Here is a 24,477-nt window from a genome sequence, read left to right as displayed (position 1 = left end):
GATGTGTTGAATTAAAACACTCAAAAAAATGAAACTATATATCATCATTCTTGGTTTACTATTTGCGCAGCTTTCTTTTGCACAAGAAGTAACTACAAGTTCCGCATCTAAAGTTTGGTCTTTGCAAGACTGTATCGATTATGCTTTAGAAAATAACATTACGGTTAAAAATGCGGTACTGACTAAAAACATTGCCGAAATAGATTATAACAAAGCAAAATCGTCTCGATTACCAAATTTATTTGGAAGTGCATCTCAAAATTTTTCTAGCGGAAATACGATAGATCCTATTACAAGTGATTTTGTAACAGACCAAATACACAGTACAAACGTAGGGATTAATAGTTCTATGACTTTGTTTCAAGGAAATCAAATAACCAATCAAATAGCACAAAGTAAAATTTTATTCAACCAAAGTGTATTTGAAGAAGAAGTAGCACAAAACAACATCGTTTTAAATATTTTAGAAACGTATTTGCAAACATTGTATAGCAAAGAAAGTATTGTTATTGCAGAAAACAACTTGGCAGCTTCAGAAACAGAAGTTATAAGAGCAAAGTCTCGTTTAGATGCAGGAAACATTGCATTAAGCGATTATACGGAAGCTCAAAGTCAGGCGGCAACCAACAAATACAATGTTATTGCTGCTAAAAACAACTATCAACAATACATTATTGCTTTAAAACAATTATTAGAGTTATCTCCAATCGAAGATATAGAAATTGAAACCATCGATGAAAATATGGATTTAGTAAATCTAGAATTGAACAAGGCTGATGTGTATGAAAAAGCATTGGGAATTTTACCAGAAATACAATCGAGCAACTTAAATATAGAAGCAAATAAAAAACAATTAGACATTGCAAAAGGAGGTTTTTTACCAACATTGGCTTTGTCAGGTAGTTTAGGTTCTGGATATACAAGTATTAATGATAATACGTTTTCAGATCAGGTAGATTTGAATTTCAATCAGAAATTAGGTTTGTCTTTAACCATTCCAATTTTTAATAGAAATCAAACAAAATCGGCGGTACAAACGGCAAGCATCAACATAGAAAAAGCAGAAATACAAAAGTTATCTACAGAAAAAGAAGTGTATAGAAAAGTAGAAACGGCGTATCAAAATGCATTGTCTGCACAAGAGCAAGTAATTGCAGCCGAAGCTTCTAAAACAGCGTCGGAACAATCTTATAAATTGGCACAAAAAAAATACGAATTAGGTGCTTTAAGTACTACGGATTTAGTGATCAGTCAAAATAGGTACACCAACGCACAACAAAACTATTTACAATCTAAATACTTAAATATTTTATACCATCAATTATTACAATTCTATCAAGGAAACGATATCAAACTTTAATATAAATCACCATGAAAAAAAATAAAAACATCATCATTATAAGCATTGTAGTCGTTGTATTGGCTATTGTAGGATACTCTTTTATGAAAGGCGACGATGCCATTATAATAGAAGCAAAAACGGTAGTCGCAAAAAAAGCAGATGTTACCACAATGGTTACCGCAACCGGAACGATAGAACCAATTACGCAAGTAGAAGTAGGGACACAAGTTTCTGGAGTTGTAGAAAAAATATACGTAGATTATAACAGTGTAGTTACAGAAGGACAGCTAATTGCTGAGTTAGATAAAACGAATTTAAATGCTTCTAAAATACAAGCACAAGCAAGTTATGACAATGCGGTAAGTCAGAGAAATTACATGAAAACGATTTACGACAGACAAAAATCGTTGTACGACAATCAAGTAATTAGTAGAGCTGATTTTGATGAAGCAACTTTTAATTATGAAACTGCAAAAGGAACCGTAACACAACGTTATTCAGATTTACAATCTGCCAGAACAAATTTAGGATACGCCAATATTTATTCGCCAATAAACGGAGTAGTTTTATCTAGAGCTATTGATGAAGGTCAGACTGTTGCAGCAAGTTTAAGTACACCAACATTGTTTACCATTGCACAAGATTTAAAAGAAATGCAAGTAGAAGCAGATGTTGATGAAGCAGATATAGGACAAGTAATAGAAGGGCAAAGAGTAGAATTTACAGTAGATGCGTATATCGGTGAAACTTTTGAGGGAGAAGTAACTCAAGTGCGTTTAGATCCAACAGTAACCTCGAATGTAGTTACATATACCGTGGTTATTAAAGCACATAATCCAGATTTAAAATTAAAACCAGGTTTAACAGCAACCATTTCTATTTTTACTTTAGAATTACAAGATGTGTTAACAGCAGAAGCTAAAGCAATTAATTTTAAGCCAGAAAGAGGAACCCTTGCAACTTATAATCTTCAACATCAAATAGAAGAAACAAACAATGGCCAAAGATCTAGAGAAGAAACGGCTCTTTGGGTGTTAGAAGCAAACGGAACTATTACACCAAAAACAGTAACTCTTGGTGCTAGTGATGGAGTAAATGTGCAAATTTTAAGTGGGATAAATAAAGGAGATAAATTGGTGTACAGTTTACAAGGTGTTTCTAAAACAGAAGCAGGAGGTACAGCAGAGAAAAGCGAAAGTCCTTTTATGCCACAACGTCCAGGAGGAAACAGAAAAAAATAAGAAACCATGAGTAAAGAAATCATTAAAATACAAGATTTAAAACGTGAGTTTACCATGGGAACCGAAACGGTTCATGCATTAAGAGGTATTTCTTTCGATATTAAAGAAGGCGAATTTGTTACCATTATGGGGTCTAGTGGATCTGGTAAAAGTACCATGCTAAATATCTTAGGATGTTTAGATCAGCCAACATCTGGTGTGTATGAAATTGATGGCGTATCTGTAAAAGATTTAAGCAGAAATGAACTGGCAACCATCAGAAATGAAAAAATAGGATTCATTTTTCAATCATATAATTTATTAGCAAGAACCTCTGCTATAGAAAACGTAGAATTACCTTTATTATACAACAGCAAGGTATCTACGGAAGAAAGAAGAGAACGTGCTATAAAAGCGTTAGAAATGGTTGGTTTGGGTGAGCGATTGCATCACACGCCATCGCAACTTTCAGGAGGACAACAACAGCGTGTTGCTATTGCCAGATCTTTGGTAAACAATCCTGTAATGATATTGGCAGATGAGGCTACCGGAAATTTAGACACAAGAACTTCTTACGAAATTATGTCTTTATTTCAAGAGTTGAATAAAAAGGGAATCACCATTACGTTTGTAACGCACGAACCAGATATTGCTACTTTTAGTAGTAGAACGGTTGTTTTAAAAGACGGGCATGTTATTAAAGATTATAAAAATGATAACATACAATCTGCAGCAAATGAATTAGCAAAATTACCTAAACAAGACGATTAATTATGAGACTATTAAATTTATTTAAAATTGCTACAAAAGCTATCATTCTTAATAAAACGAGAACTTTATTAACCATGTTAGGTATTATTATTGGAGTAGCTTCGGTAATTGCAATGCTAGCCATTGGTGAAGGATCTAAAGAAAGTATTCGTACTACTATTTCTGCAATGGGTTCTAATATGATTACCATTCAGCCTGGTGCAGACAGTAGAGGTCCGGCAAGAGGTAGTGGAGGAGATGTACAAACGTTAACACTTGCAAATTATGAAACTATTAAAGCACAGTCGGACTTAATTAGCTACATCACACCTGTAGTTAATGGTAACGGACAAATTATTAATGGCTCTAACAACTGGCCTTCTTCAATTTATGGTGTAAACCCAGAATATTTAGACATTAAAGTGGTTGGTTTACAAAGTGGAAGTATGTTTACAGATGCTGAGGTTAAATCGGCTTCTAAAGTGGCAGTAATTGGACAAACGGTGGTTGATAATGTGTTTCCTGATGGACAAGAACCGGTAGGGCAAATGATTCGTTTTAATAATATTCCGTTTAAAGTAATTGGTGTATTAGAAGAAAAAGGAGAAAATACTTTTGGTCAAGATCAAGATGATGTTGTAATAGCTCCTTATACGACAGTACAAAAACGTATTCTAGCAATAGATCACTTAAACCAGATTATAGCATCGGCAATTAGTGAAGATGATGCACCAGATGCCGTAGAACAGATAAGTAATATATTACGTACCGAACATAAATTGTTAGATGATGAGGAAGATGATTTTAGCGTACGTTCTATGGAAGAATTGATTTCTACCTTTAGTTCTACAACAGAAATGTTAACCATTCTGTTAGTTGCAGTTGCTAGTATTTCTTTATTAATTGGGGGTATTGGTATTATGAACATCATGTATGTTTCTGTAAAAGAAAGAACTAAAGAAATTGGTTTGCGTATGGCAGTAGGCGCAAAAGGAGCAGATATTTTAATGCAATTTTTAATTGAAGCTATTTTAATTAGTATTACCGGTGGGGTACTCGGTGTATTACTAGGATTAGGAGCCTCCGTATTTATTGAGCAATTTCTAGGCTGGCCAACAAGTGTTGCTTTGTATTCTATTGTGATTTCTTTTGCAGTGTGTGCTGTAACAGGTATTTTCTTCGGATGGTATCCTGCGAGAAAAGCATCAGCATTAGATCCAATTACTGCATTACGTTACGAGTAAAAAATAATACAATGAAAATAATACATAATAGAAATACTGTTCTGACTTTTACAGTTTGTGCCCTCGTATTTATGAGTTGTAAAAACACGGAAACGTCAAAGAAAGAACAAAATAAGAATTACAATTACACACAAATAGCAACAGGACAAGTAAAAGCTTATGGCGAAGATGGTGAAATTTTAAGTGATTTAGCACCAGGTGATGCTCTTTACGGTCAAGATGCCAACTATTTAAAAGGTGAAGAAATGTCTTTCCAAAAAAGTGAAGACGGAACAATTTTAGATTTAAACACTGGATTGACATGGCAAGAAATTCCAACAACAGAAGGTTTTGATTGGCAAGGAGCAAAGGATTATGTAGAAGATTTAGAATTAGGTGGTTATGATGATTGGAGAATGCCTACACTTAAAGAATTATATTCTATTAGTGATTTTAGTACTGGTTGGCCTTATTTAGATACCAATTATTTTTCATTAGTTAATAATGAGCGTGTAGATAAAAGCGAACAATATTGGGCAATAGAAAAATATGTTGGGCATACCGAAGAAGGTGGTTATACCGCTGCTTTTGGCGTAAACCATGCAACTGGACATATAAAAGCATATCCTGGAGAAACTCCTGAAGGTAGAGGTGATCACAAAGGTCCGCCACCAATGGGAAAACGAGATGCTAATAACCAAGGTTCTAGTGATCAAAAAGCGCCGCCATCTAGAGATGGAGAACAAGATGGAAAAAATACAGCAGGACACAGACCTCCACCTCCAGGAAATGGAGAGAGACCAACTGGCAACCCAATGCTAAAGCATGTCCGTGCAGTGCGTGGTAGTATTTATGGAATTAATGATTTTGCAGATAATGGTAATCAAACAATTACAGATAATGCAACTGGTTTAATGTGGGCTAAAAATGATAGTAAAAAAGGTTTGGATTGGAAATTTTCTTTAAAATATGCTGAAGAATCAGAATTAGCAGGACACTCAGATTGGAGATTGCCAAATGTAAAGGAATTACAAGGTATTGTAGATTATTCTTATGCACCTGGGGCAAAAGATACTTCATTAGATAGACCAGCAATAGATCCAATATTTAATATTTCAGAAATAAAGAATGAGAATGGCGATAAAGATTATCCCTATTTTTGGACAAGCACTTCGGCAAGATTTCAAAAAGGAAAACCTTATTACTATGCATGGTACGTAGCTTTTGGTAAAGCTGTGAATGCAGAAGGTTTAGATTTTCACGGAGCAGGTTCTGTGAGATTTGATACCAAACATGAAAACGGACCTGCAGGAGAAGGTGGTGAACGTTATTATAACTATGTACGTTTGGTGAGAAATGTAGATTAAAAAATAAGAAGTAAAAAAGTAACTAATAGTAAATGTGAATTTTACAATGAGAAAACCTAGTTTTAAAGACTAGGTTTTTTCTATTTGTGAAATTTTTGTTAAATGTTTTGTTTTTGATTTTAAAACGATTCCATTTATAAAAGTAAGGGGTGTTATATATTGAATTAGCCTTATATTCATTTTTTGCTAAAACGAAATCAAATTATAAAATATATTCAGATGAAATCCTTTATTCAACATACATTTTCCATGCTGTTTCTTTTATTTTCTAGTAGTGCTATTTTGTCACAAGACAAAAACATTCAAATTACTGGACAATTAATTGAAGAAGCTACTTCACAAGCAATTCCGTATGCAACGGTAGTGCTTCATGATAAAACAACTAAGAAAATTATAGCAGGTACAACCTCTGATGATTCAGGGAAATTTAGTATTTCTACCTCCAATTCCAATTTTTATTTAGAAGTAAGTTTTATGGGGTTTGAAACAAAAAATATTCAAACTTTTAATATCAGTAATAATAAGGCTGATTTAGGAAAAATTATACTCGTTCCAGACAATCAAAAATTAGATGAGGTTGTAATTACAGGAGAAGTTTCTAAAACCGTTTTTAAATTAGATAAACGTGTTTTTAATGTTGGTGCTGATATTAGTAGTACCGGTGCAAGTGCTTTAGAAGTACTAAATAATGTGCCTTCTGTAAATGTAAATATTGAAGGTGAAATTAGCCTTAGAGGAAGTTCTGGAGTACAAATATTAATCAACGGAAAACCTTCTGTTTTAGCTGATGAATCTAGCAATGCATTGGGTACAATTACTGCTGATATGATTGAGAGTATCGAGATCATTACAAACCCTTCGGCTAAATATGAAGCTTCTGGAACTGCCGGAATTTTAAACATCATTCTTAAAAAAGAAGAAAAAAGAGGTTGGAATGGTTCTGTTTCGGTAAACACCGGAATTCCAGATAATCATAGTGTTGGTTTAAGTTTGAATAGAAGAACGGAAAGTTTTAATTTATTTGCGCAATTAGGAGCTGGTTACAGGTCTTTACCAAAAGATTCTGAAGCTATTAATAGAGACTTAGTTAATGATGAGGTTATTTTTAGTAACGGAACAGAATACAGAGACGAAACGTTTTACAACCTTACTTTAGGTACCGATTATCATATTAACGACTTAAATGTGCTTACCTTATCTGCCAATGTAGCCTATGAAATTGAGGAACAACCTTCTGAAACAATTTTCAGCTCTTTTGATGCTAATGATGCTCTAATTTCTAGTTGGTTAAGAAATGAGGTTACAGATGCTACAAACCCTAAATACAAGTATGAATTGAATTATAAGAAGCAGTTTGAAAATAATGAAGATCATACTTTATTGTTTAGTGCTTTGGGTAGTTTTTTCGGGAAAGACCAATCTTCTCAATTTACAAATACTACTATTTCTGGTGATGATAATGATAGCGACCAAAAAACAGCCACCAATTTTCAACAAGCAGATTATACTTTTAAAGCCGATTATACAAACCCAATTTCTGATAGTTATACCATAGAAACGGGTGCACAATATGTAATTGGATATACACATTTAGATTTAGGTGTTTGTAAAAAAATATTTAAAGGAAAAGCCATTGTAAATTTAGGAGTTAGAGATTTGTTTGTATCTAGAATTTCGGAACAATTGGTATCACAAGAAACTTTTGAAACTTATAGTTTTGCACAACGTGGTCGCTTTATTACTTTAGGTATTAGCTATGGATTTGGTAAAGGTGAAGCGATGACGTATTCTGGAGGAAGAAGAAGGTAAGGCTATGCTTTAGTATTATTTTTAGGAGTCGAGAAGCATACCCAATAAGCATTAAATTTAAAGAAATCATACAAGTTCTCGACTCCGCTCGAACACCCAGTTAAACAAACGGTATATAAGAAAAGTTCCAAAAACGGTCTTCGATCGGAGTCGAGAAGCAAAGTCAATACGTATTCAGATTTAAAGAAACAACACAAGTTCTCGACTGCGCTCGAACACCCTGTTAAATAAACTGTATTCAAGAAGAGTAACCAAACGGTCTTCGAGCGGAGTCGAGAAGCAAAGTCAATATGTATTCAGATTCAAAGAAATCATACAAGTTCTCGACTCCGCTCGAACACCCTGTTAAATAAACTGTATTCAAGAAGAGTAACCAAACGGTCTTCGAGCAGAGTCGAGAAGCAAAGTCAATATGTATTCAGATTCAAAGAAATCATACAAGTTCTCGACTCCGCTCGAACACCCTGTTAAATAAACTGTATTTAATAAGAGTAACAAAATGGTCTTCGATCGGAGTCGAGAAGCAAAGTCAATACGTATTCAGATTTATAGAAACAACACAAGTTCTCGACTGCGCTCGAACACCCTGTTAAATAAATGGTATTAAAGAAAAGTAACAAAATGGTCTTCGAGCGGAGTCGAGAAGCATACCCAATAAACATTAAATTCAAAGAAATCATACAAGTTCTCGACTCCGCTCGAACACCCTGTTAAATAAACTGTTTTCAAGAAGAGTAACCAAACGGTCTTCGAGCGGAGTCGAGAAGCAAAGTCAATATGTATTCAGATTCAAAGAAATAGTACCAATTCTCGACTGCGCTCGAACACTCTGTTAAATAAACTGTATTTAAGGAGAGTAACCAAACGGTCTTCGATCGGAGTCGAGAAGGAAAGTCAATACGTATTCAGATTTAAAGAAACAACACAAGTTCTCGACGTTGCTCGAACACCCTGTTAAATAAACGGTATTTAAGAAGAGTAACCAAACGGTCTTCCAGCAGAGTCGAGAAACAAAATCAAAATGTATTCAGATTTAAAGAAACAACACAAGTTCTCGACTGCGCTCGAACACCCTGTTAAATAAATGGTATTCAAGAAGAGTAACCAAACGGTCTTCGAGCGGAGTCGAGAAGCATAACCAATAAGCATTAAATTTAAAGAAATAATACAAGTTCTCGACTCCGCTCGAACTCCCTGATAAATAAACGGTATTTAAGAAGAATAACCAAACGGTCTTCGAGCGGTGTCGAGAAGCATACCCAATAAGTATTAATTTTAAAGAATAATACAAGTTCTCGACTGCGCTCGAACACCCTGTTAAATAAACGGTATTCAAGAAAAGTAACAAAATGGTCTTCGAGCGGAGTCGAGAAGCATAACCCAAAAGCATTCAATTTTAAAGTAATAATACAAGTTCTCGATTCCGCTTGAACTGACAATCGTAAATTAAATGTTTTTGGTTATAGAACTCTACATCTGTTTTTTAGGTTCAAAAATAAATTGAACAATTAAAATGGATATTGATATGAATAATCCTAAAACAGAAACCCCTTTCCAACCGTAATGTTCCCAAGCAAAAGCTCCTAAAAATGTACCGATTGCACCACCAATAAAAAAGCCGACCATATAAACTGTATTCACACGATTTCTAGCTTCTGGATTCTTTGAAAAAATAGTAACTTGATTGGTAATATGTAATACTTGCATTCCTAAATCTACTATAATTACTCCCAACGCTAAACCGATTAGTGAATATCCAGAAAAAAGGAAAATTAACCAGGAAACCATTAATAATATCGAAGAGAAGATAATAAGCCGTTTTTGTTTATATCTATGACTTATTTTGCCTACAACGGTAGCTCCAAGTGCTCCTACAATACCAAAGATGCCAAAGGCTCCGGCAATATCACTTTCGTAATTAAAATGGTCTTCCATTAGAAAAACAAAGGTGGTCCAAAAAACACTTAAGCCCGCAAAACCAAGTCCACCGCGTAAAGCAGCCAATCGTAACGAAGGTTCTGTTTTAAAATAATGTCCTATAGATTTTAACAGACTTCCATAACTTCCTTTGTAATTTGGTTTTATTTTTGGCAATTTATATTGAAGTAAAATAAAGAGCAACACCATGAGTACTGTTGCGGCAGAAAACATAAATCGCCATCCATACCATTTTCCGATAACACCACTTATAACACGACTTCCTAGAATACCAATTAACAATCCGCTCATTACAATACCAATGGCACGTCCTCTGCCTTTATCGTCTGATAATTGCGCAACCATAGGGACAAATAATTGTGGTAATGCTGATGAAAAACCAATAAAAAAACTACTTATAATAAGAAGAGATAAAGAGGTTGATATTGATGCAGCAATAAGTGACAGTATCATTAAAGCAAAATCGAACTGTAATATTTTTTTATTAGAAACTTTATCACCCAAAGGAATGATAAACAATAAGCCAAAAGCATATCCGAGTTGTGTAGCTAACGGAACTTTGCTAATCGCAGATTCGCTAACACCAAACTCTAAAGTCATTTGGTGTAAAAGAGGTTGGTTGTAATAGAGGTTTGCTACAACAAGTCCAGCAGCTATACTCATTAAGTATAATACTGAATTTGATAAATTTTTACTCATATTTTAAAACTTAAGAACACCTTTAAAGAAAGGATCAAAGGTATTAAACTCTAAAAATTATAAGTAATTAAAAGCCTAATTAATTTATCTAATTTTAATGCTCTTTATTTCTAAATTGAGTAGCTGTAACACCTAAGTTTCGTTTAAAAAACTGATTAAAATTAGCAACTTCATTAAAACCTAAAGCATAGGTAACTTCTGCTATCGATTTATCCATTTGGTGTAGTATTTTACTATTATCATCTATTAGGTAGCGTCGATAAAATGGTCTGATTCATATAGTCAATTCCCTAAAACATATATTCCTTATAGAAAAGAATGTAAATAGTTTTATCTTTGAAATGTTCATCTTAAAAATTTATATTACATACTATATTTGATCTTTAAGTTGGTATAATTAGTTTTAGAATAAGATTCAAATTAAAACAAAATGCACAAAAATAAAAAAATAACACTCTTTTCTCATGTACTTGTATGGTTGGTACTTTTTAGTATGCCTTACTTGTTATCTTATGGTCAGGAGCAAGATTTGAATAGAATAATAGCACATTTTTGGGTTCCCATAACGTTCTATGCAATTATATTTTATGTCAATTATTTTATACTCATTGACAAATACTTATTTTCTAATAAAACAGTTCAGTTTGTACTTATAAATGTATTAATTATTGCGTTGAGTATTACATTTAAAGAAACCATAGAAGATTTTTTATTTGGCGAATCTTTAAAAAGATCAGCTAAAATGGAGGGAGTAGGGCCACCTATTAAAATGTTTATTTATATACAAATGCTATCATATATGGCACCTTTGTTATTTTCAATAGCCATAAAAACCACCAAAAGATGGGTACAAACAGAAGCAGCACGTAAAGAAGCGGCTAATTTTAAATTAAAATCAGAATTGCAACATTTGCATTATCAGTTGCAGCCACATTTCTTTTTTAACTCGTTAAATAATATTTATGCCTTGGTAGATATTTCTCCGGATCAAGCAAAAACCTCGATACACAGTTTAAGTAAATTGATGAGGTATATGTTATACGAAACCAATGTAGAATTGATATCTTTATCTAAAGAAATTGATTTTATGAAAAAGTATATCGATTTAATGAAATTACGTGTTTCCGATAAAACCATTGTAAATTATCATTTTCCGTCTGAAGAAACAGGAATTAAAGTTGCCCCTTTATTATTTATTTCGTTAATTGAAAATGCTTTTAAGCATGGTGTTTCGGCAAGTAAACCAAGTACCATTGAAATTAGTATAAGTACACAAGAAAAAACAGTCTTATTTACGATCGAAAATGATGATTTTCCTAAAAAATCGGATGATAAAAGTGGTTCTGGAATTGGACTTGTAAATATTGAAAAACGATTGGCATTATTATATCCGAATAAAAATAGTTTTAAAACGTTTGTAAAAGACAATCGTTTTGTAGCACAATTAGAAATTGAAACCAACTAAAATATGAGCAATATAAAAATTACCTGTGTTATTGTAGATGATGAGCCGATGGCGCTTAATTTGGTTGAAAGTTATGTAGAAAAAACACCTTTTTTAGTTTTAAAAAAGAAATGTAGCAGTGCTATTGAGGCGATGGAATTTGTGAAAAATGAGCCCGTAGATTTACTTTTTTTAGACATACAAATGCCCGATTTAACAGGTATTGAGTTTTCTAGAATGTTGCCTAAAGAAACGCGTGTTATTTTTACCACTGCGTTTGATCAATATGCGTTAGAAGGTTTTAAAGTAGAAGCGTTAGATTACCTTTTAAAACCTTTTGATTATGCAGAATTTTTAGCTGCTGCAAACAAAGCAAATACGTGGTTTGAGTTGGTGAAAGGAAAAAAACAGCCTATAGTTTCTGAGGAAAAAGAGTTTCTTTTTGTAAAATCGGAATACAAACAATTACGTATTAAATTGGCGGATGTCTTGTATTTTGAAGGATTAAAGGATTACATTAAAATTTGGTTAAAAGACAATCCGAAGGCTATTTTAACACTAATGAGCTTAAAAACTTTGGAAGCAGAATTGCCTGAAACTCAGTTTATGCGTGTGCATCGATCTTTTATTGTATCCTTAAAAAATATTGATGTTATAGAACGCAGTCAGATTGTAATTAATAAACAACGGATTACAGTTTCAGAAAATTATAAGCCTAAATTCTTGGACTTTGTCAATAATAATTCCTTGAATAATTAAGTAAATTTTGGTTCATCTATTAATACCTATTATTAAAAGACAAATTGATAGCATTGGTCTATTTCTTTTTATCAATGTATTAAATAAAATTACTTTTGATGTAACATAAAATCATAATTACAAATCATGAAAAAAATCGCATTAACATTAGTATTAACAGCTTCAATGTTTAGCTGTAGTAGTATTCAAAATATGGGGTCTAGCTCTAGTATTAAACAAGCAGCAACATTATTAGGTTCTTTAAGTTCTAACTCTACAGTACAACAAGTTACTAGTCTTTTCTCTTTATTAGATACTAATAAAGATGAAGCTATTAGCAGTACAGAAGCTATTGGTTCTGTAGCAGAAAACTTTAATGTATTAGATACAGATAGTAATTCTAGTTTAAACCTTACTGAGTTAACAGGTTTATTAGCGTTATTGAAATAATATAGTTTTGAATTTGTTAAAAGAAGGCATGCTTTAAAAGTATGCCTTCTTTTTTGTTTTTATTGCTGAGAGATAGTCAAGGTTTTATTCATTGAAGCTTACTTAGAAATGACAAACATTTCTTTTAGGAGTAAACTTCTTACCCTTTAGGGAGATTATTGATTACATACTGTGTTTATAATCTGAGAATTACTTTTAAAACAATAAAAGAAATATAATTCCATCTATAAAATTATCCAATTCATAGATACAAATACTTAGTTTGTCTATTCATCAAAAAAGATATTAAACCTATGTTATATCTAGGAGTCTTAGAAGTATAAAAAAGGAAGTTTAATTTAAAAACATTAAAATTATGAAAACATTTATAAAATCATTCGTTTTACCATCTTTGTTTATCGTTGCTTTTGCAACACAAGTTTCTGCACAATCTCGTAGAACAACTACGACAACAACTACGACAAAAACTAAAAAGGCACCTGTTAAAAAAACCACTAAAGCAACAACTAGGAGAGTAGCAAGCACAAAGGTTACTTATAAAAAACCTTCTAAAAAAGTAGTTTCCGTAAGAAATGTACCCAACAGAACTGTGGTTAAGTATAATAATCAAAATTACTATTATGCTAACAATAAATACTATACGCAGTCTAGAGGTAGATATATTGTGATTGCTCCAAAAATAGGATTTAGAATAAATATTTTGCCTACTAATTATAGAAGAGTTCGTCATAATAATTACAATTATTATAATGTTAATGGAACCTTTTATATTCAAACCAATAATCAATACGAAGTGGTAGAGCCAGAAGTGGGTACTATTGTTTACGAGTTACCAAATGATTATGAAAAAGTAGTAATAGACGGACAAACGTATTATGAATATGCAAATATTCTATATGAAAAAGTACAAGTAGATGGTACAAGAGCTTATGAAGTAGTGGGTATTATTGATGTACAATAAAAGATATTGGTTGATTGATAAAGGAGGGGTATTGAAAAATGACTCTCCTTTTTTTATGTAATACTATTTTTTTTTATTGATAAAACTAGAATTACTCGGTAATTCAAAAATTTCTAAATTAAAATAGGGAACGGCAGCGATAACATGGTCAAAGATATCAGACATAATGTATTCGTAATTTTTCCAACGTTTGTCGCTACTAAAAGCATAAATTTCTAAAGGGATTCCTTGAGTACCAGGTGCTAATTGACGTACCATAATCATCATTTCTTTATTGGTACCAGAATGATTTTCTATATAGGTTTCTATATACTTTCTAAAAACACCTATATTGGTAAGGTTTCTGCCATTTAAAGGTAATTCTTTATTGATATTATTTTTCTGGTTATAGCCATTAATTTCTGCCTGACGAGTTTCTAAATAAGTGGTAATTGCTTGAATTTTTTTAAGATCATTTACTTCCTTATCAGATAAATAATGAATGCTATTTAAGTTGATGTTTAAAGATCTTTTGATACGTCTACCACCAGAATCTGTCATTCCTCTCCAGTTTTTAAAAGAATCAGAAATTAGGGCATAGGTAGGAATTGTAGTAATGGTATTATCAAAATTTTGAACTTTTACAGTAGATAGATTAATTTCAACGACGTCACCATCTGCACCATATTTTTCAAAAGTAATCCAATCTCCAATTCTTACCATATCATTTATAGAGACTTGTATACTAGCTACAAAACCTAAAATGGTGTCTTTAAAAACCAAAATAATAACGGCAGAAGCAGCTCCAATAGTGGTAATGAATTTGATAAATTCTATACCTGTAATAATGGCAAAAGCAGATAGAATTCCGAATGTCCAAGCAAAAATCATAAATACCTGAGTATAACTATCTATAGGTTTATCTTTTAAGCGAGGTACCGTTTTTAAGTAATCTTTAAGAGCATTTAAGAGGCTTCTTACAATCCAAAGAATTAAAACAATGGTAAAAACCTCTAAACTTTTCTGAATTATATTTTCTATATATTGGAAATCTACAAATACAAAAGGCGTACATTCTAAAGCAAAAATTAATGGAATAATATGAGCAATATTACGAGGGACTTTATTTTTGACTAATAAATCATCAAAATTAGTTTTACTTTTAAGTGCAAATTGTGTAAATAATTGAACAATAATTTTTCTAACGATAAAATCAATGATAAACGCAATAATTAGCACTGCTAAAAGTAAGATAGCCATATTTATATAGGCAGCCAATGTTGCAGAAATCCCTGTCTTTACTAAATAATCATATAATAAATGTTCCGTATTCATAAATGTACAAGTTTTAATGAAGATTAAGATTCCGTTTTCTTTAGAATAGGCTTTTTATCAAACCTAAAAAGTATGACGCTGCTCGTCTATAGAAGATGCGCTTAGTAATTTATTAAATAGTTTTATACTATCAAAATTGCGAGTAATTTCATCCGATACCGCAATTCCCGAAATACCAGTTTCTAAAATAGCAGTCACATCGTCTGTGGTAATTAAACCTGCACCAATAATTGGGGTTTCGGTTTTTAAGGCTTCTACAATTACAGTAAAACCATTTAAACCTAAAACGGTAAGTGAATTGTCTTTGGTTTCTGAGCTTCTAAACGGACTTAAAGTGATATAATCTACTTTTTTGCTAATTAGGGTTTTACAATCTTGCAATGTATTTGCCGTAGCACCAACAATTTGCCAAGTAAATAAATGCTCTAGCGCTGTTGTTGCACAGAAATCTATGTTTTCTAAATGAACACCGTCTGCTTTTACTTCTTTTGCTATTTTATAATGATTGTTTAAAATTAACCTCGTTTGAAAATGAGACGTAATTTCTCTCGCTTCTAAAGCAAATTTTAAATATTTTTTTTCTGAAATACCATTCAAACGTAATTGTACTAATTCCGCTCCAGCTGAACACGCTTTTTGTATATTTTCTAGATGCTCTTTTGGTGAACTTCCTTGTGAGATGTAATGTAGTTTAGGAATCATAATGTATTCGTTTTTCGGTGAGAATTATGGCAGTAAAAAAGTAAATTATTTAATAGATACTATTTTTGCATATTGCATAAAATAAGACTCAAATCGTTTTAAAATTGGGTGCATTTTATCAGAATAAATTACATATTGGCATTTATGAATACTTTGTGTAATAGCCATTAATGCTGCATACGCAGTTTTTTCTACCAAAAATTCAGCATCATCAATATTAAATATCTTTAATTGCGTGGTATTTACACCTTCTAATAAAAGTAATTTATTCATGGTTTTAGGCGTTGCAATAAGAACATCTACACCTTCAAATATTTCTGATTTTAACAGTTCAATGTGGTTTCTTTCATCACAAGCATAAACCCGTAATGCATCATATTTACTATGTTTTATAAATTCGTCATGTAATGCTACAGCTTTTTCAGAGTTTTCTACTAAAACCAATGCTCTTGGTGCACTACCAACTTCTTGGCATTTTAATTTGTGTAAAGTAGTAAGCACAAGTGTGGTTGTTTTTCCACTATCTTTTGGAGCAGTGCAATAAATATTGGCACCACTTTTAATAACAGGTATACTTTTGCTCTGAAAAGGAGTAGGCGCTGTTATTTCTAGAGATTCTAAAATCTCTTTTATATCTACATGTAATTTTTTAAATGGCATATCTAGAAAAAGGTAATTGTTGATTGTAAAAATGAAGGCAAAGATACAATTAATATTCACGTACCTATTTTTTTTGCTTGGTGCATTTTTTTTGGAAATTTATCATAAAGTTTATATTGTATAAATTAAAATTAATGCTTTATGTTTATGATTAAATAACATTGTATGACAATTTCTTTTAATTTGATAATCTCATAATTTTAAAATATTTTTTTTATACAATTTTCTTGGTACTATTTAATACTGCAATATGTACATCACAAATTACTGACTGTAAGTTGTTCTTGCTTTCTAAAGTAACTTTATTATTTAAAACGTCGTTTTTTTTACTATAAATGAGAGCACCTAGTATATTTATAATTTCACTGTAAACGTTGATTCATTTAATTGTAAGTGTAATTTATCATCAAAAGGAATAGTTCCATAGAAATTTTAGTACCTGCATAAAACCATGTTAAAAATGGTGAAAAAAGAAGTGTATTTATTTAAAATGACTAAAAGTTTTATTAAAATTAAACATACTTTTGATTTTTAAATTAACAAGATTTATAAGTGACATCAGAAATTAAAAAATACAGTTTTAAAGAAGGTTTATCTTATGAGTTTGAGCGTGTAAACTTAGCTGAATTATATACCAAAAATTTTGAAAGTTTAACGGTACCACATAGAGCAGATTTCTATCAGATTATATGGTTTAAAAAAGGACAACCAAAACATATGATAGATTTTAACCATCTAGACATTAAACCAAACACCATTTTATTTGTAGATAAAAATAGTGTTCAATGTTTTGATCCTTTAGTACCTATTGAAGGAGAGGTCTTGCTTTTTACTGATAATTTTTTCTGCAAAACAGAAGAAGATACTCAGTTTTTAAGAAGTAATATGCTTTTTAATGATTTACATACTATTTCTACCATTCAAGTTCAAGATTTGAAAACTATTTTTCACAGCTTTTTTCAACTTATAAAAAAAGAAGAAGACACAACTTTAGATTACTTTCATGCTGATATTCTTAGAAACTACCTTAAAAACATATTGTTATTGTCTGAAAGAGCAAGACAGAATCAAAATAATATAACAATTGATAAGGGAACAGATTTGGAATGTGTTATTAGGTTTAGAGACTTATTAGATGTTCAATTTCAATATCAGAAATCTGTAAGTAAATATGCGCTTCAATTAAATGTTACTCAAAAACGTTTAAGTAGGGCTACTTTAAAAATAATGGCAATTACACCAAAGCAAATGATAGACGCTAGAATATTATTAGAAGCTAAACGATTACTTGTGCATAACTCTGCTAGTGTAAAAGAAATAGGATATACACTTGGTTTTGATGAACCTACAAATTTTGTAAAGTTTTTTAAAAAACACCAAACCATTACACCAAAAGAGTTTAGAATTAAGTTTTAAAAATGGCGTAAAATTACCATCTAAAGTTGCTTTTGTATCATATTTTATTAAAGCACTTACCGCAAATTTGCTTCATAGTTTAACAATTATAAATGAAACAAATTAAAAAAAATGAAACTATTAATTGATGTATTAGGATGGTCTGGTTCTGTATTTTTAATTCTAGCTTACGGACTAACAATTGTAGAGAATAATAAACACGTTAACTACTCTAAGTATTTAAATCTTTTTGGAGCGCTTTTAATAGCCATTAATTGTTATTACTACAATGCCATACCGTCTTTTGTTTCTAATTTAATTTGGAGTATTATGGCTACTTTTACTTTATATAGAGTTAAGAGAAAAGAGCGCCATTTAGCGAATGTTAAAGTAGTAGAGCATATATTCTTTTATCAACGTTTTCGAGAACTTATGATGAAGATAAAATCAAAGAATTATTAAGTGTTGCTAAGTATTTAATAGCCACAATACCAGTACTTAATTATTTAAATGCTGAGATTAATTTTTTATTAATCTCAGCATTTCTTGTATTAAAAAAAAAGATAAAATTACTTAGGTAGTATCAAAGTTATTTTATCTTTTTGCATACTCAAATTATCATGATAAATGGATAACTTATTAACCTTTGCAATCACTGTATTTACTGGCTTTTTCGCCATTACCAACCCAATTTCTAACATGACAGTTTTTGTGTCTTTAACACGAGGATTGGATAAAAAAACAAAAAGGGATATTAATAAACGAAGTAATATCATTGCTTTTGTTATTGTAACTGTTTTTGTGCTTTTAGGAAAGTATATTTTTGAATTGTTTAATATTAGTATTCCTGCATTTAAAATTACAGGAGGTATTTTAATATTTTACATTGGATTTGAAATGCTACAATCAAAAAAATCTGATGTAAAAAACATAAAAAATGTAGATATTGATGAAGATATTGCGGTGTCTCCATTAGCAATTCCTATTTTGGCTGGCCCAGGAACCATTGTAACTGCTATGAATTTTGTGGCGAATGTACAAACCATACACATTATTTTAGTAATTGCTATATTTGGTTCTATGAGTTTAATTACTTTTTATACTTTTAGATTGAGTGATTTAATAGTAAAAGTAGTGGGGAATAACGTAATTTCTGTTATTGGTAAAATAATGGGACTAATTATTGCCATTATTGGTACAGGTATGGTAATTACAGGTATTAAAATTACTTTTCATTTAATGTCTTAAGATTTTTAGTGAAATTTAAGGGCGAAAAAAAAGTAGTTATTGTTAAAATTTAGACTATCTTTTTACAAACACCAACATTTATCTTTATAACCGAGTAGCATGAAAAAAATATTAATTCTGTTTTCGCATCCAAAGTACGAAAAATCAAGAGCAAATTCTATACTGGTAGATCAAATTAAAGATAAAGAAGGAGTTACCTTTATTGATTTGTATGAACGTTACCCAGATTTTCATATAGATGTACCTAAAGAGAAGGAGTTGCTAAAAGAACATGATGTTATTATTTGGCATCATCCTTTTTATTGGTTTAGTTGTCCGCCTTTAATGAAACAGTGGATTGATATGGTTTTAGAATTTGGTTGGGCGTATGGGCCAAATGCAGATGCTTTACAAGATAAAATTTGCTTAAATGTAATAACTACAGGTGGTTCTAAAGAAATATATTGTTCTAAAGGTACCAATGGGTTTACTGTAAATCAGTTTTTAAGACCTTTTGAGCAAACTGCAAACTCTTGTGGCATGAGTTATTTACCGCCATTTGCGGTTATGGGAACTCATCATTTAAGTAAAGAAGCTTTAGCAGATTACGCCAATCAATACAGTAAATTAATAGAATTGTTACAGCAAGATTTTACTATAGAAAACTGTGCTGAACGTTTTTTTCTAAATGATATTCCAGAACTAAAAACCTCTTAAAAAATGACCGGAAGTTTACTTTTTCAAGCGATTATATTTTTAGCTGGAGCTATTATTTGTGTTTCCATAGCCAAACGATTAGGACTCAGTTCTGTAATAGGTTATTTATTATCCGGAGTTTTAATTGGTCCTTATGTTTTAGGTTTTATTGGTAACGAAGGGGAAGATATTTTACACTTTGCAGAATTTGGAGTAGTTATGATGTTGTTTTTAATTGGGTTAGAAATTGAACCAAAAAATTTCTGGAACATGCGAAAAACAATTATTGGTATGGGAGGCATACAAGTAGGAGGTACCATGTTGTTCTCTTATTTTTTGTTTACGCTTTTAGGGTTAGAATGGAAAGTAGCTTTGGTAATTTCTATGGCAGTTGCCTTGTCATCTACGGCAATTGCAATGCAAACCATAAAAGAAAAAGGCTTGATGAAAACCACATTTGGTACGTCTTCTTTTTCTATCTTATTGTTTCAGGATATCATTGTAATTTTCATGTTAGGTTTTATTCCGTTATTGGCAAATACAGATGGCAGCACTTCTACAGAAAACCATGGTAATACTAATAGTTTATTAGAGCAACTTCCTTTGGGTTTTCAAACCTTGGCTATTCTTTTATCTGTAATTTTAATTATTGTGGCGGGTAAATTTTTAATTGTACCCATGTTACGTAAAGTAGCAAAAACAGAGGTTAGAGAATTGTTAATTGCTGCGGCTTTTTTAATTGTTTTCGGAATTTCATTTTTAATGGAATTTGTAGGTATAAGTCCTGCTTTAGGTGCCTTTTTAGGTGGTGTTGTTTTATCTAATAGTGAATTTAAGCACGAACTAGAAAGTACTTTAGAACCTTTTAAAAACTTGCTTTTAGGATTGTTTTTTATGGCTGTTGGTGCTTCTATTAACTTTATTGTCATCGCAAATAATCCTTTAAAAATAGGAGGATTATTAATAGCCATTATTCTTATAAAAGCACTTGTTTTATTTATTACAGGACAAATTTTTAAGTTAAAATTAGATCAAAAATTACTACTAACCTTTAGTTTGGCACAAATAGGAGAATTTGCTTTTGTACTGTTATCATTTGCCTCTGGTCTTCATATTTTAGAACAAGATCAAATGGACATGATGTTGGTAATAACCGCATTAAGTATGTCTATTACGCCAATTATAAGTATTATTAATGAACGTTTTATACTACCAAAAATAGGCACGAAAGAATCTATAAAACGTCCGATGGATCATATTGCCAAATCTCAAAAAATTATATTGGTAGGTTTTGGGCACTTCGGGAGTACTATTGGGCGCTTTTTACGTTCTCACGGAGTAGAAGCAACTATTTTAGACCATGATTCTAATCGAGTAGATTTTCTTAGAAAAATGGGTTTTGAGGTGTACTATGGAGATGCCACTCGTTTAGATTTGTTAGAATCTGCAGGTATTGCAGAAGCTAAAATAGTTATTTGTGCAACTAATAAAATATCGGTTTCTAAAGCTATTGGTAAAATAATTAAAGATAAATATCCACATGTGGAATTTATGATTCGTACAAAAAATAGATATGATGCTTACGAATTATTGAATCTTGGTAATGAACATGTGTATAGAGAATCGTTAGAGACTTCATTAACTTTAGCTAAAGATGTTTTGAGTAAAATGGGGTATAGAAAATACACCTTAAGTAAACAAGTTAAAAATTTTATTAAATATGACGAAGACAGCTTAAGGCGTTTATCATCCGAAGCAAAAGATGAAGAAAATTATATTTTTAAAGCAAGAATAGAGTTAGCGCAACAAGAAAAATTCTTAAATGAAGATTTAAAGAGAGGTATTGTAGAGTATGATAAACATTGGGACAGTGAATTTATTAGAAAATCGTTAAAGAAAGTTCAAAAAAAATAATCTAGTATGCGAAATGACATTCCTAATCTTGATTTTAATTCTAAAAAACCAGACAATAGCGGAATTGATATCTTAACTATTGAAAGTCTTTTTGTACGGAAACATGAGATTGCTCACCACCCAGAAAAAGCACATCAGGTTACCTTTAACATGATTGTTTTTTATACTGGTGGAGAAAGCAGACAGTTGGTAGATTTTGTATGGCATAACGTAAAAAAGAATACAGTAATCCATTTATCTAAAGGACAAATAACTGCTTTTCAATTTACCGAAGGGCTAAAAGGGTATATTATATTGTTTACCGAAGCGTATTTAAAAAAACAGATTCATTCATTGCCAAAAAATGAGTTAATCCGTTTGTTTAATGCACATTTATTCTCACCAGTTATTCAAGTTCCAGAAGACGATAATGTAATTACATATCTGCAATTATTTTATGAAGAATATTCAGATATAGAAGAAGGTTACAATCAAGAAAACACGTATAATTCTTTATATTCTATCATTTTTTCAAAATTAGAACGTTTAAAACAATACCAAACATTTCATCTAAAACGGTCAGATAAATTAACCCATTTTTTAGATTTTAAATCACTTTTAGAAATTCATTTTAATACAAATAGAAATGCAGATTTTTATGCAGAAAAACTTCACATTACGTATAAACATCTAAACACCATTTGTAAAGATACCGTTGCAGTTACTGCAAAACAATTTATAGATGCCTTTGTGATTTTAGAAGCAAAACGGCTCCTCATAAATTCGGATATTAAAAGTACAGAACTATCCTATTCTTTAGGATTTGAAGAACCTACTAATTTTATTAAATATTTTAAAAAACATACAGGATTAACCCCAAATAGCTTCAAAAAAACCTATTTATAGATATGTAGGTTCGATATTTACCGTTTTTAAAACCTTTTTCACCTATAGTTAACTGCAGTACTACTGTAATTTTGTCGTCATAAATAACAACAATTATGAAACAAACAATTACAGCAATAGCATTAGTAATGACAATGGTGTCATGTAAATCAGAAAAAGAATTAAATACAATAACAGAAATGGAATTATCAACTAAAGAAAAAACGGTAGCGGTTTTAAAAAGTATAGAAACCGGAGATGAAAAAGGAGTAAGCTATATTAATCCAACTAATTACGTACAACACAATTTGGCTGTGGCAGATGGTTTAGCTGGTTTTGGAGCATTATTAGCACAAGCACCTGAAGGTGGATTTAAAGTGAATACGGTAAGAGCTTTTGAAGATGGAGATTATGGCTTTGCACAAACGGAATACGATTTCTTTGGACCGAAAATTGGTTTTGATGTTTTTAGATATGAAAACGGACAAATTGTAGAACATTGGGATAATTTAGTGGCAATAACTCCTGCAAATCCAAGTGGACACACACAAACGGATGGAGCAACTACGGTAACAGATTTAGATAAAACGGAAGCGAATAAAACTTTAGTATCTAATTTTGTAAATGATATTTTGGTAAACGGTAAAATGGACAAATTATCTGGTTATTTTTATGGAGATAACTACATACAACACAACCCAAATATTGGTGATGGATTGTCTGGTTTAGGACAGGCAGTAGAAGCAATGGCAAAACAAGGTATAACTATGGTGTATACAACTACGCATAAAGTGCTAGGACAAGGTAATTTTGTTTTAACAATTAGTGAGGGAACATTTGCAGGTGTACCAACTTCTTTTTACGATTTATTTAGAGTTGAAAACAATAAAATAGCAGAACATTGGGATGTTTTAGAAACAATTGCGGCAGAGGCAGACAGACAAAATACCAACGGAAAATTTAATTTCCCTCAATAATTAATTTAATTTTTAGATATTATTTAAAAATAGGCTGCCTTAAAAAGGTGGCCTATTTTGTGTATTATAAAAACATTTAACCAATTTTACTATGGTACTAATTTTTAAAACTAAACGTATAAAAAAAGAAAAAGAGAACCTTAATAAGATATCAAGATAGATAACTTTAACTTTTATTTTAAAACTATAAATTAAGTTTAGCATTATTTTTGATTAATCATTAAAAAAAAGGTACAATGAGAAAATTAATATTAATGATGCTTATCTGTCTTGGTGGTGTAACCTATAATTATGGTCAAGAAGTACCTTTAAAAAAGGTGGATTCAAAGCATTTCAAAAATCTATATAGAGTAAATGATAATTTATATAGATCGGAGCAACCTAGCAAAAAGGGATTTATAGAAATTGAGTTGATAGGAGTAAAGACCATTTTAAATTTACGAAGACTTAGAAATAACACCAAAAAGGCAAAGGACTTCAATTTTAATTTGGTGCATTATCCCATTAAAACAAAAGTATTAAATGAAGAAGATATTTTTAATGCGCTGCGTGTTATTAAAAATTCTGTGCAGCCCGTTTTAGTGCATTGTTGGCATGGATCTGATAGAACAGGTACCATTATTGCGGCTTACAGAATGGTGCTAGATAATTGGTCTAAAGAGGAAGCTATAAATGAATTTCAGAAAGATAATTTAGGATATCATTACAAAATGTATCCCAATTTATTGGTGCTATTGAATAACTTAGATATTCAAAAAATGAAGAATAGATTGTAAGGTTTATTTAT

The 24,477-nt window shown here is 31.2% G+C and carries 23 protein-coding genes; 18 read left to right on the top strand and 5 right to left on the bottom strand.

The annotated features are described in order from the left end of the window. Positions 1 to 28: 28 nt before the first annotated feature. The 6 genes from JOP69_RS03785 (at position 29) to JOP69_RS03760 (ending at position 7,711) form a co-directional block, all read left to right on the top strand. Positions 29 to 1,360 carry a TolC family protein gene (locus tag JOP69_RS03785; RefSeq protein WP_203392417.1) on the top strand — a complete coding sequence of 444 codons (1,332 nt, stop codon included), beginning with the start codon at positions 29 to 31 and terminating at the stop codon, positions 1,358 to 1,360. A gap of 11 nt (positions 1,361 to 1,371) precedes the next feature. Further along, positions 1,372 to 2,583 (top strand): efflux RND transporter periplasmic adaptor subunit, encoded by a 1,212-nt coding sequence (locus JOP69_RS03780; protein WP_203392418.1) that lies wholly within the window; start codon positions 1,372 to 1,374, stop codon positions 2,581 to 2,583. Positions 2,584 to 2,589: 6 nt separating this feature from the next. Next, positions 2,590 to 3,333, top strand: a complete 744-nt coding sequence (locus tag JOP69_RS03775; protein WP_203392419.1) for an ABC transporter ATP-binding protein — start codon at positions 2,590 to 2,592, stop codon at positions 3,331 to 3,333. 2 nt (positions 3,334 to 3,335) lie between these two features. Then, positions 3,336 to 4,556: an ABC transporter permease gene (locus tag JOP69_RS03770; protein WP_203392420.1), complete on the top strand. Its 1,221-nt coding sequence runs from the start codon at positions 3,336 to 3,338 to the stop codon at positions 4,554 to 4,556. 11 nt (positions 4,557 to 4,567) lie between these two features. Further along, positions 4,568 to 5,902: a DUF1566 domain-containing protein gene (locus JOP69_RS03765; protein WP_203392421.1), complete on the top strand. Its 1,335-nt coding sequence runs from the start codon at positions 4,568 to 4,570 to the stop codon at positions 5,900 to 5,902. Positions 5,903 to 6,121: 219 nt separating this feature from the next. Beyond that, positions 6,122 to 7,711, top strand: a complete 1,590-nt coding sequence (locus JOP69_RS03760) for a carboxypeptidase-like regulatory domain-containing protein (protein WP_203392422.1) — start codon at positions 6,122 to 6,124, stop codon at positions 7,709 to 7,711. Positions 7,712 to 9,181: 1,470 nt separating this feature from the next. On the opposite strand, the gene JOP69_RS03755 is transcribed toward JOP69_RS03760, so the two are convergent. Together JOP69_RS03755 and JOP69_RS03750 are read right to left on the bottom strand one after the other, a co-directional pair. Further along, complete coding sequence (locus tag JOP69_RS03755) at positions 9,182 to 10,348, bottom strand: MFS transporter (protein ID WP_203392423.1); 1,167 nt, start codon at positions 10,346 to 10,348, stop codon at positions 9,182 to 9,184. Between the two features lie 94 nt (positions 10,349 to 10,442). Continuing rightward, on the bottom strand, positions 10,443 to 10,622 hold the full coding sequence (locus JOP69_RS03750) for a helix-turn-helix domain-containing protein (RefSeq protein WP_302850203.1): 180 nt from the start codon (positions 10,620 to 10,622) through the stop codon (positions 10,443 to 10,445). Positions 10,623 to 10,778: 156 nt separating this feature from the next. Here JOP69_RS03750 and JOP69_RS03745 point away from each other — a divergent pair, with 156 nt between their 5' ends. From JOP69_RS03745 to JOP69_RS03730, 4 genes are all read left to right on the top strand, one after another. Beyond that, positions 10,779 to 11,813, top strand: a complete 1,035-nt coding sequence (locus JOP69_RS03745; RefSeq protein WP_203392424.1) for a sensor histidine kinase — start codon at positions 10,779 to 10,781, stop codon at positions 11,811 to 11,813. A 3-nt stretch (positions 11,814 to 11,816) separates the two neighbouring features. Continuing rightward, a complete protein-coding gene (locus JOP69_RS03740; protein WP_203392425.1) occupies positions 11,817 to 12,551 on the top strand; it encodes a LytTR family DNA-binding domain-containing protein in 735 nt (244 codons plus the stop codon). Positions 12,552 to 12,677: 126 nt separating this feature from the next. Beyond that, positions 12,678 to 12,980, top strand: a complete 303-nt coding sequence (locus tag JOP69_RS03735; protein WP_203392426.1) for a hypothetical protein — start codon at positions 12,678 to 12,680, stop codon at positions 12,978 to 12,980. A gap of 355 nt (positions 12,981 to 13,335) precedes the next feature. Continuing rightward, positions 13,336 to 13,941 carry a DUF6515 family protein gene (locus JOP69_RS03730; RefSeq protein ID WP_203392427.1) on the top strand — a complete coding sequence of 202 codons (606 nt, stop codon included), beginning with the start codon at positions 13,336 to 13,338 and terminating at the stop codon, positions 13,939 to 13,941. Positions 13,942 to 14,004: 63 nt separating this feature from the next. Here the strand turns inward: JOP69_RS03730 and JOP69_RS03725 are convergent, their stop codons facing one another. From JOP69_RS03725 to JOP69_RS03715, 3 genes are all read right to left on the bottom strand, one after another. Beyond that, positions 14,005 to 15,255, bottom strand: coding sequence for a mechanosensitive ion channel family protein (locus JOP69_RS03725; protein WP_203392428.1), 1,251 nt, complete (start codon positions 15,253 to 15,255; stop codon positions 14,005 to 14,007). 63 nt (positions 15,256 to 15,318) lie between these two features. Next, positions 15,319 to 15,957, bottom strand: a complete 639-nt coding sequence (locus JOP69_RS03720) for a thiamine phosphate synthase (protein WP_203392429.1) — start codon at positions 15,955 to 15,957, stop codon at positions 15,319 to 15,321. Between the two features lie 45 nt (positions 15,958 to 16,002). Further along, positions 16,003 to 16,617 carry a DEAD/DEAH box helicase gene (locus JOP69_RS03715; RefSeq protein ID WP_203392430.1) on the bottom strand — a complete coding sequence of 205 codons (615 nt, stop codon included), beginning with the start codon at positions 16,615 to 16,617 and terminating at the stop codon, positions 16,003 to 16,005. A 552-nt stretch (positions 16,618 to 17,169) separates the two neighbouring features. Between JOP69_RS03715 and JOP69_RS03710 the strand changes: the two genes are divergently transcribed. From JOP69_RS03710 to JOP69_RS03675, 8 genes are all read left to right on the top strand, one after another. After that, a complete protein-coding gene (locus JOP69_RS03710; RefSeq protein ID WP_203392431.1) occupies positions 17,170 to 18,033 on the top strand; it encodes an AraC family transcriptional regulator in 864 nt (287 codons plus the stop codon). A gap of 111 nt (positions 18,034 to 18,144) precedes the next feature. Next, the gene (locus JOP69_RS03705; protein WP_252191182.1) at positions 18,145 to 18,474 is read left to right on the top strand and encodes a hypothetical protein; all 330 of its coding nucleotides are present in this window, start codon (positions 18,145 to 18,147) and stop codon (positions 18,472 to 18,474) included. A gap of 165 nt (positions 18,475 to 18,639) precedes the next feature. Then, positions 18,640 to 19,260: a MarC family protein gene (locus tag JOP69_RS03700; protein WP_203392432.1), complete on the top strand. Its 621-nt coding sequence runs from the start codon at positions 18,640 to 18,642 to the stop codon at positions 19,258 to 19,260. Positions 19,261 to 19,359: 99 nt separating this feature from the next. After that, a complete protein-coding gene (locus JOP69_RS03695; RefSeq protein ID WP_203392433.1) occupies positions 19,360 to 19,956 on the top strand; it encodes an NAD(P)H-dependent oxidoreductase in 597 nt (198 codons plus the stop codon). Between the two features lie 3 nt (positions 19,957 to 19,959). After that, positions 19,960 to 21,849 (top strand): monovalent cation:proton antiporter-2 (CPA2) family protein, encoded by a 1,890-nt coding sequence (locus tag JOP69_RS03690; RefSeq protein ID WP_203392434.1) that lies wholly within the window; start codon positions 19,960 to 19,962, stop codon positions 21,847 to 21,849. Positions 21,850 to 21,855: 6 nt separating this feature from the next. Beyond that, a complete protein-coding gene (locus tag JOP69_RS03685; protein ID WP_203392435.1) occupies positions 21,856 to 22,734 on the top strand; it encodes a helix-turn-helix domain-containing protein in 879 nt (292 codons plus the stop codon). A 95-nt stretch (positions 22,735 to 22,829) separates the two neighbouring features. After that, positions 22,830 to 23,690 carry a nuclear transport factor 2 family protein gene (locus JOP69_RS03680; protein WP_252191181.1) on the top strand — a complete coding sequence of 287 codons (861 nt, stop codon included), beginning with the start codon at positions 22,830 to 22,832 and terminating at the stop codon, positions 23,688 to 23,690. A 236-nt stretch (positions 23,691 to 23,926) separates the two neighbouring features. After that, positions 23,927 to 24,466 carry a dual specificity protein phosphatase family protein gene (locus JOP69_RS03675; RefSeq protein ID WP_203392436.1) on the top strand — a complete coding sequence of 180 codons (540 nt, stop codon included), beginning with the start codon at positions 23,927 to 23,929 and terminating at the stop codon, positions 24,464 to 24,466. Positions 24,467 to 24,477: the final 11 nt, after the last annotated feature.

Origin of the sequence: Polaribacter sp. Q13, assembly GCF_016858305.2 — a bacterium.
Classification (GTDB): domain Bacteria; phylum Bacteroidota; class Bacteroidia; order Flavobacteriales; family Flavobacteriaceae; genus Polaribacter.
The sequence above is the reverse complement of the archived record's forward strand: the minus strand, read 5'-3'. Positions and strand labels throughout refer to the sequence as shown.

Bases quoted from the DNA above. Each gene is read 5' to 3' on its own strand.
- JOP69_RS03775 (WP_203392419.1), top strand. From the start codon at position 2,590: ATGAGTAAAGAAATCATTAAAATACAAGATTTAAAACGTGAGTTTACC.
- JOP69_RS03690 (WP_203392434.1), top strand. From the start codon at position 19,960: ATGACCGGAAGTTTACTTTTTCAAGCGATTATATTTTTAGCTGGAGCT.
- JOP69_RS03765 (WP_203392421.1), top strand. From the start codon at position 4,568: ATGAAAATAATACATAATAGAAATACTGTTCTGACTTTTACAGTTTGT.
- JOP69_RS03705 (WP_252191182.1), top strand. From the start codon at position 18,145: ATGAAACTATTAATTGATGTATTAGGATGGTCTGGTTCTGTATTTTTA.
- JOP69_RS03755 (WP_203392423.1), bottom strand. From the start codon at position 10,348: ATGAGTAAAAATTTATCAAATTCAGTATTATACTTAATGAGTATAGCT.
- JOP69_RS03780 (WP_203392418.1), top strand. From the start codon at position 1,372: ATGAAAAAAAATAAAAACATCATCATTATAAGCATTGTAGTCGTTGTA.
- JOP69_RS03740 (WP_203392425.1), top strand. From the start codon at position 11,817: ATGAGCAATATAAAAATTACCTGTGTTATTGTAGATGATGAGCCGATG.
- JOP69_RS03735 (WP_203392426.1), top strand. From the start codon at position 12,678: ATGAAAAAAATCGCATTAACATTAGTATTAACAGCTTCAATGTTTAGC.
- JOP69_RS03685 (WP_203392435.1), top strand. From the start codon at position 21,856: ATGCGAAATGACATTCCTAATCTTGATTTTAATTCTAAAAAACCAGAC.
- JOP69_RS03715 (WP_203392430.1), bottom strand. From the start codon at position 16,617: ATGCCATTTAAAAAATTACATGTAGATATAAAAGAGATTTTAGAATCT.
- JOP69_RS03680 (WP_252191181.1), top strand. From the start codon at position 22,830: ATGAAACAAACAATTACAGCAATAGCATTAGTAATGACAATGGTGTCA.
- JOP69_RS03760 (WP_203392422.1), top strand. From the start codon at position 6,122: ATGAAATCCTTTATTCAACATACATTTTCCATGCTGTTTCTTTTATTT.
- JOP69_RS03770 (WP_203392420.1), top strand. From the start codon at position 3,336: ATGAGACTATTAAATTTATTTAAAATTGCTACAAAAGCTATCATTCTT.
- JOP69_RS03785 (WP_203392417.1), top strand. From the start codon at position 29: ATGAAACTATATATCATCATTCTTGGTTTACTATTTGCGCAGCTTTCT.
- JOP69_RS03720 (WP_203392429.1), bottom strand. From the start codon at position 15,957: ATGATTCCTAAACTACATTACATCTCACAAGGAAGTTCACCAAAAGAG.
- JOP69_RS03725 (WP_203392428.1), bottom strand. From the start codon at position 15,255: ATGAATACGGAACATTTATTATATGATTATTTAGTAAAGACAGGGATT.
- JOP69_RS03745 (WP_203392424.1), top strand. From the start codon at position 10,779: ATGCACAAAAATAAAAAAATAACACTCTTTTCTCATGTACTTGTATGG.
- JOP69_RS03730 (WP_203392427.1), top strand. From the start codon at position 13,336: ATGAAAACATTTATAAAATCATTCGTTTTACCATCTTTGTTTATCGTT.
- JOP69_RS03695 (WP_203392433.1), top strand. From the start codon at position 19,360: ATGAAAAAAATATTAATTCTGTTTTCGCATCCAAAGTACGAAAAATCA.
- JOP69_RS03675 (WP_203392436.1), top strand. From the start codon at position 23,927: ATGAGAAAATTAATATTAATGATGCTTATCTGTCTTGGTGGTGTAACC.
- JOP69_RS03700 (WP_203392432.1), top strand. From the start codon at position 18,640: ATGGATAACTTATTAACCTTTGCAATCACTGTATTTACTGGCTTTTTC.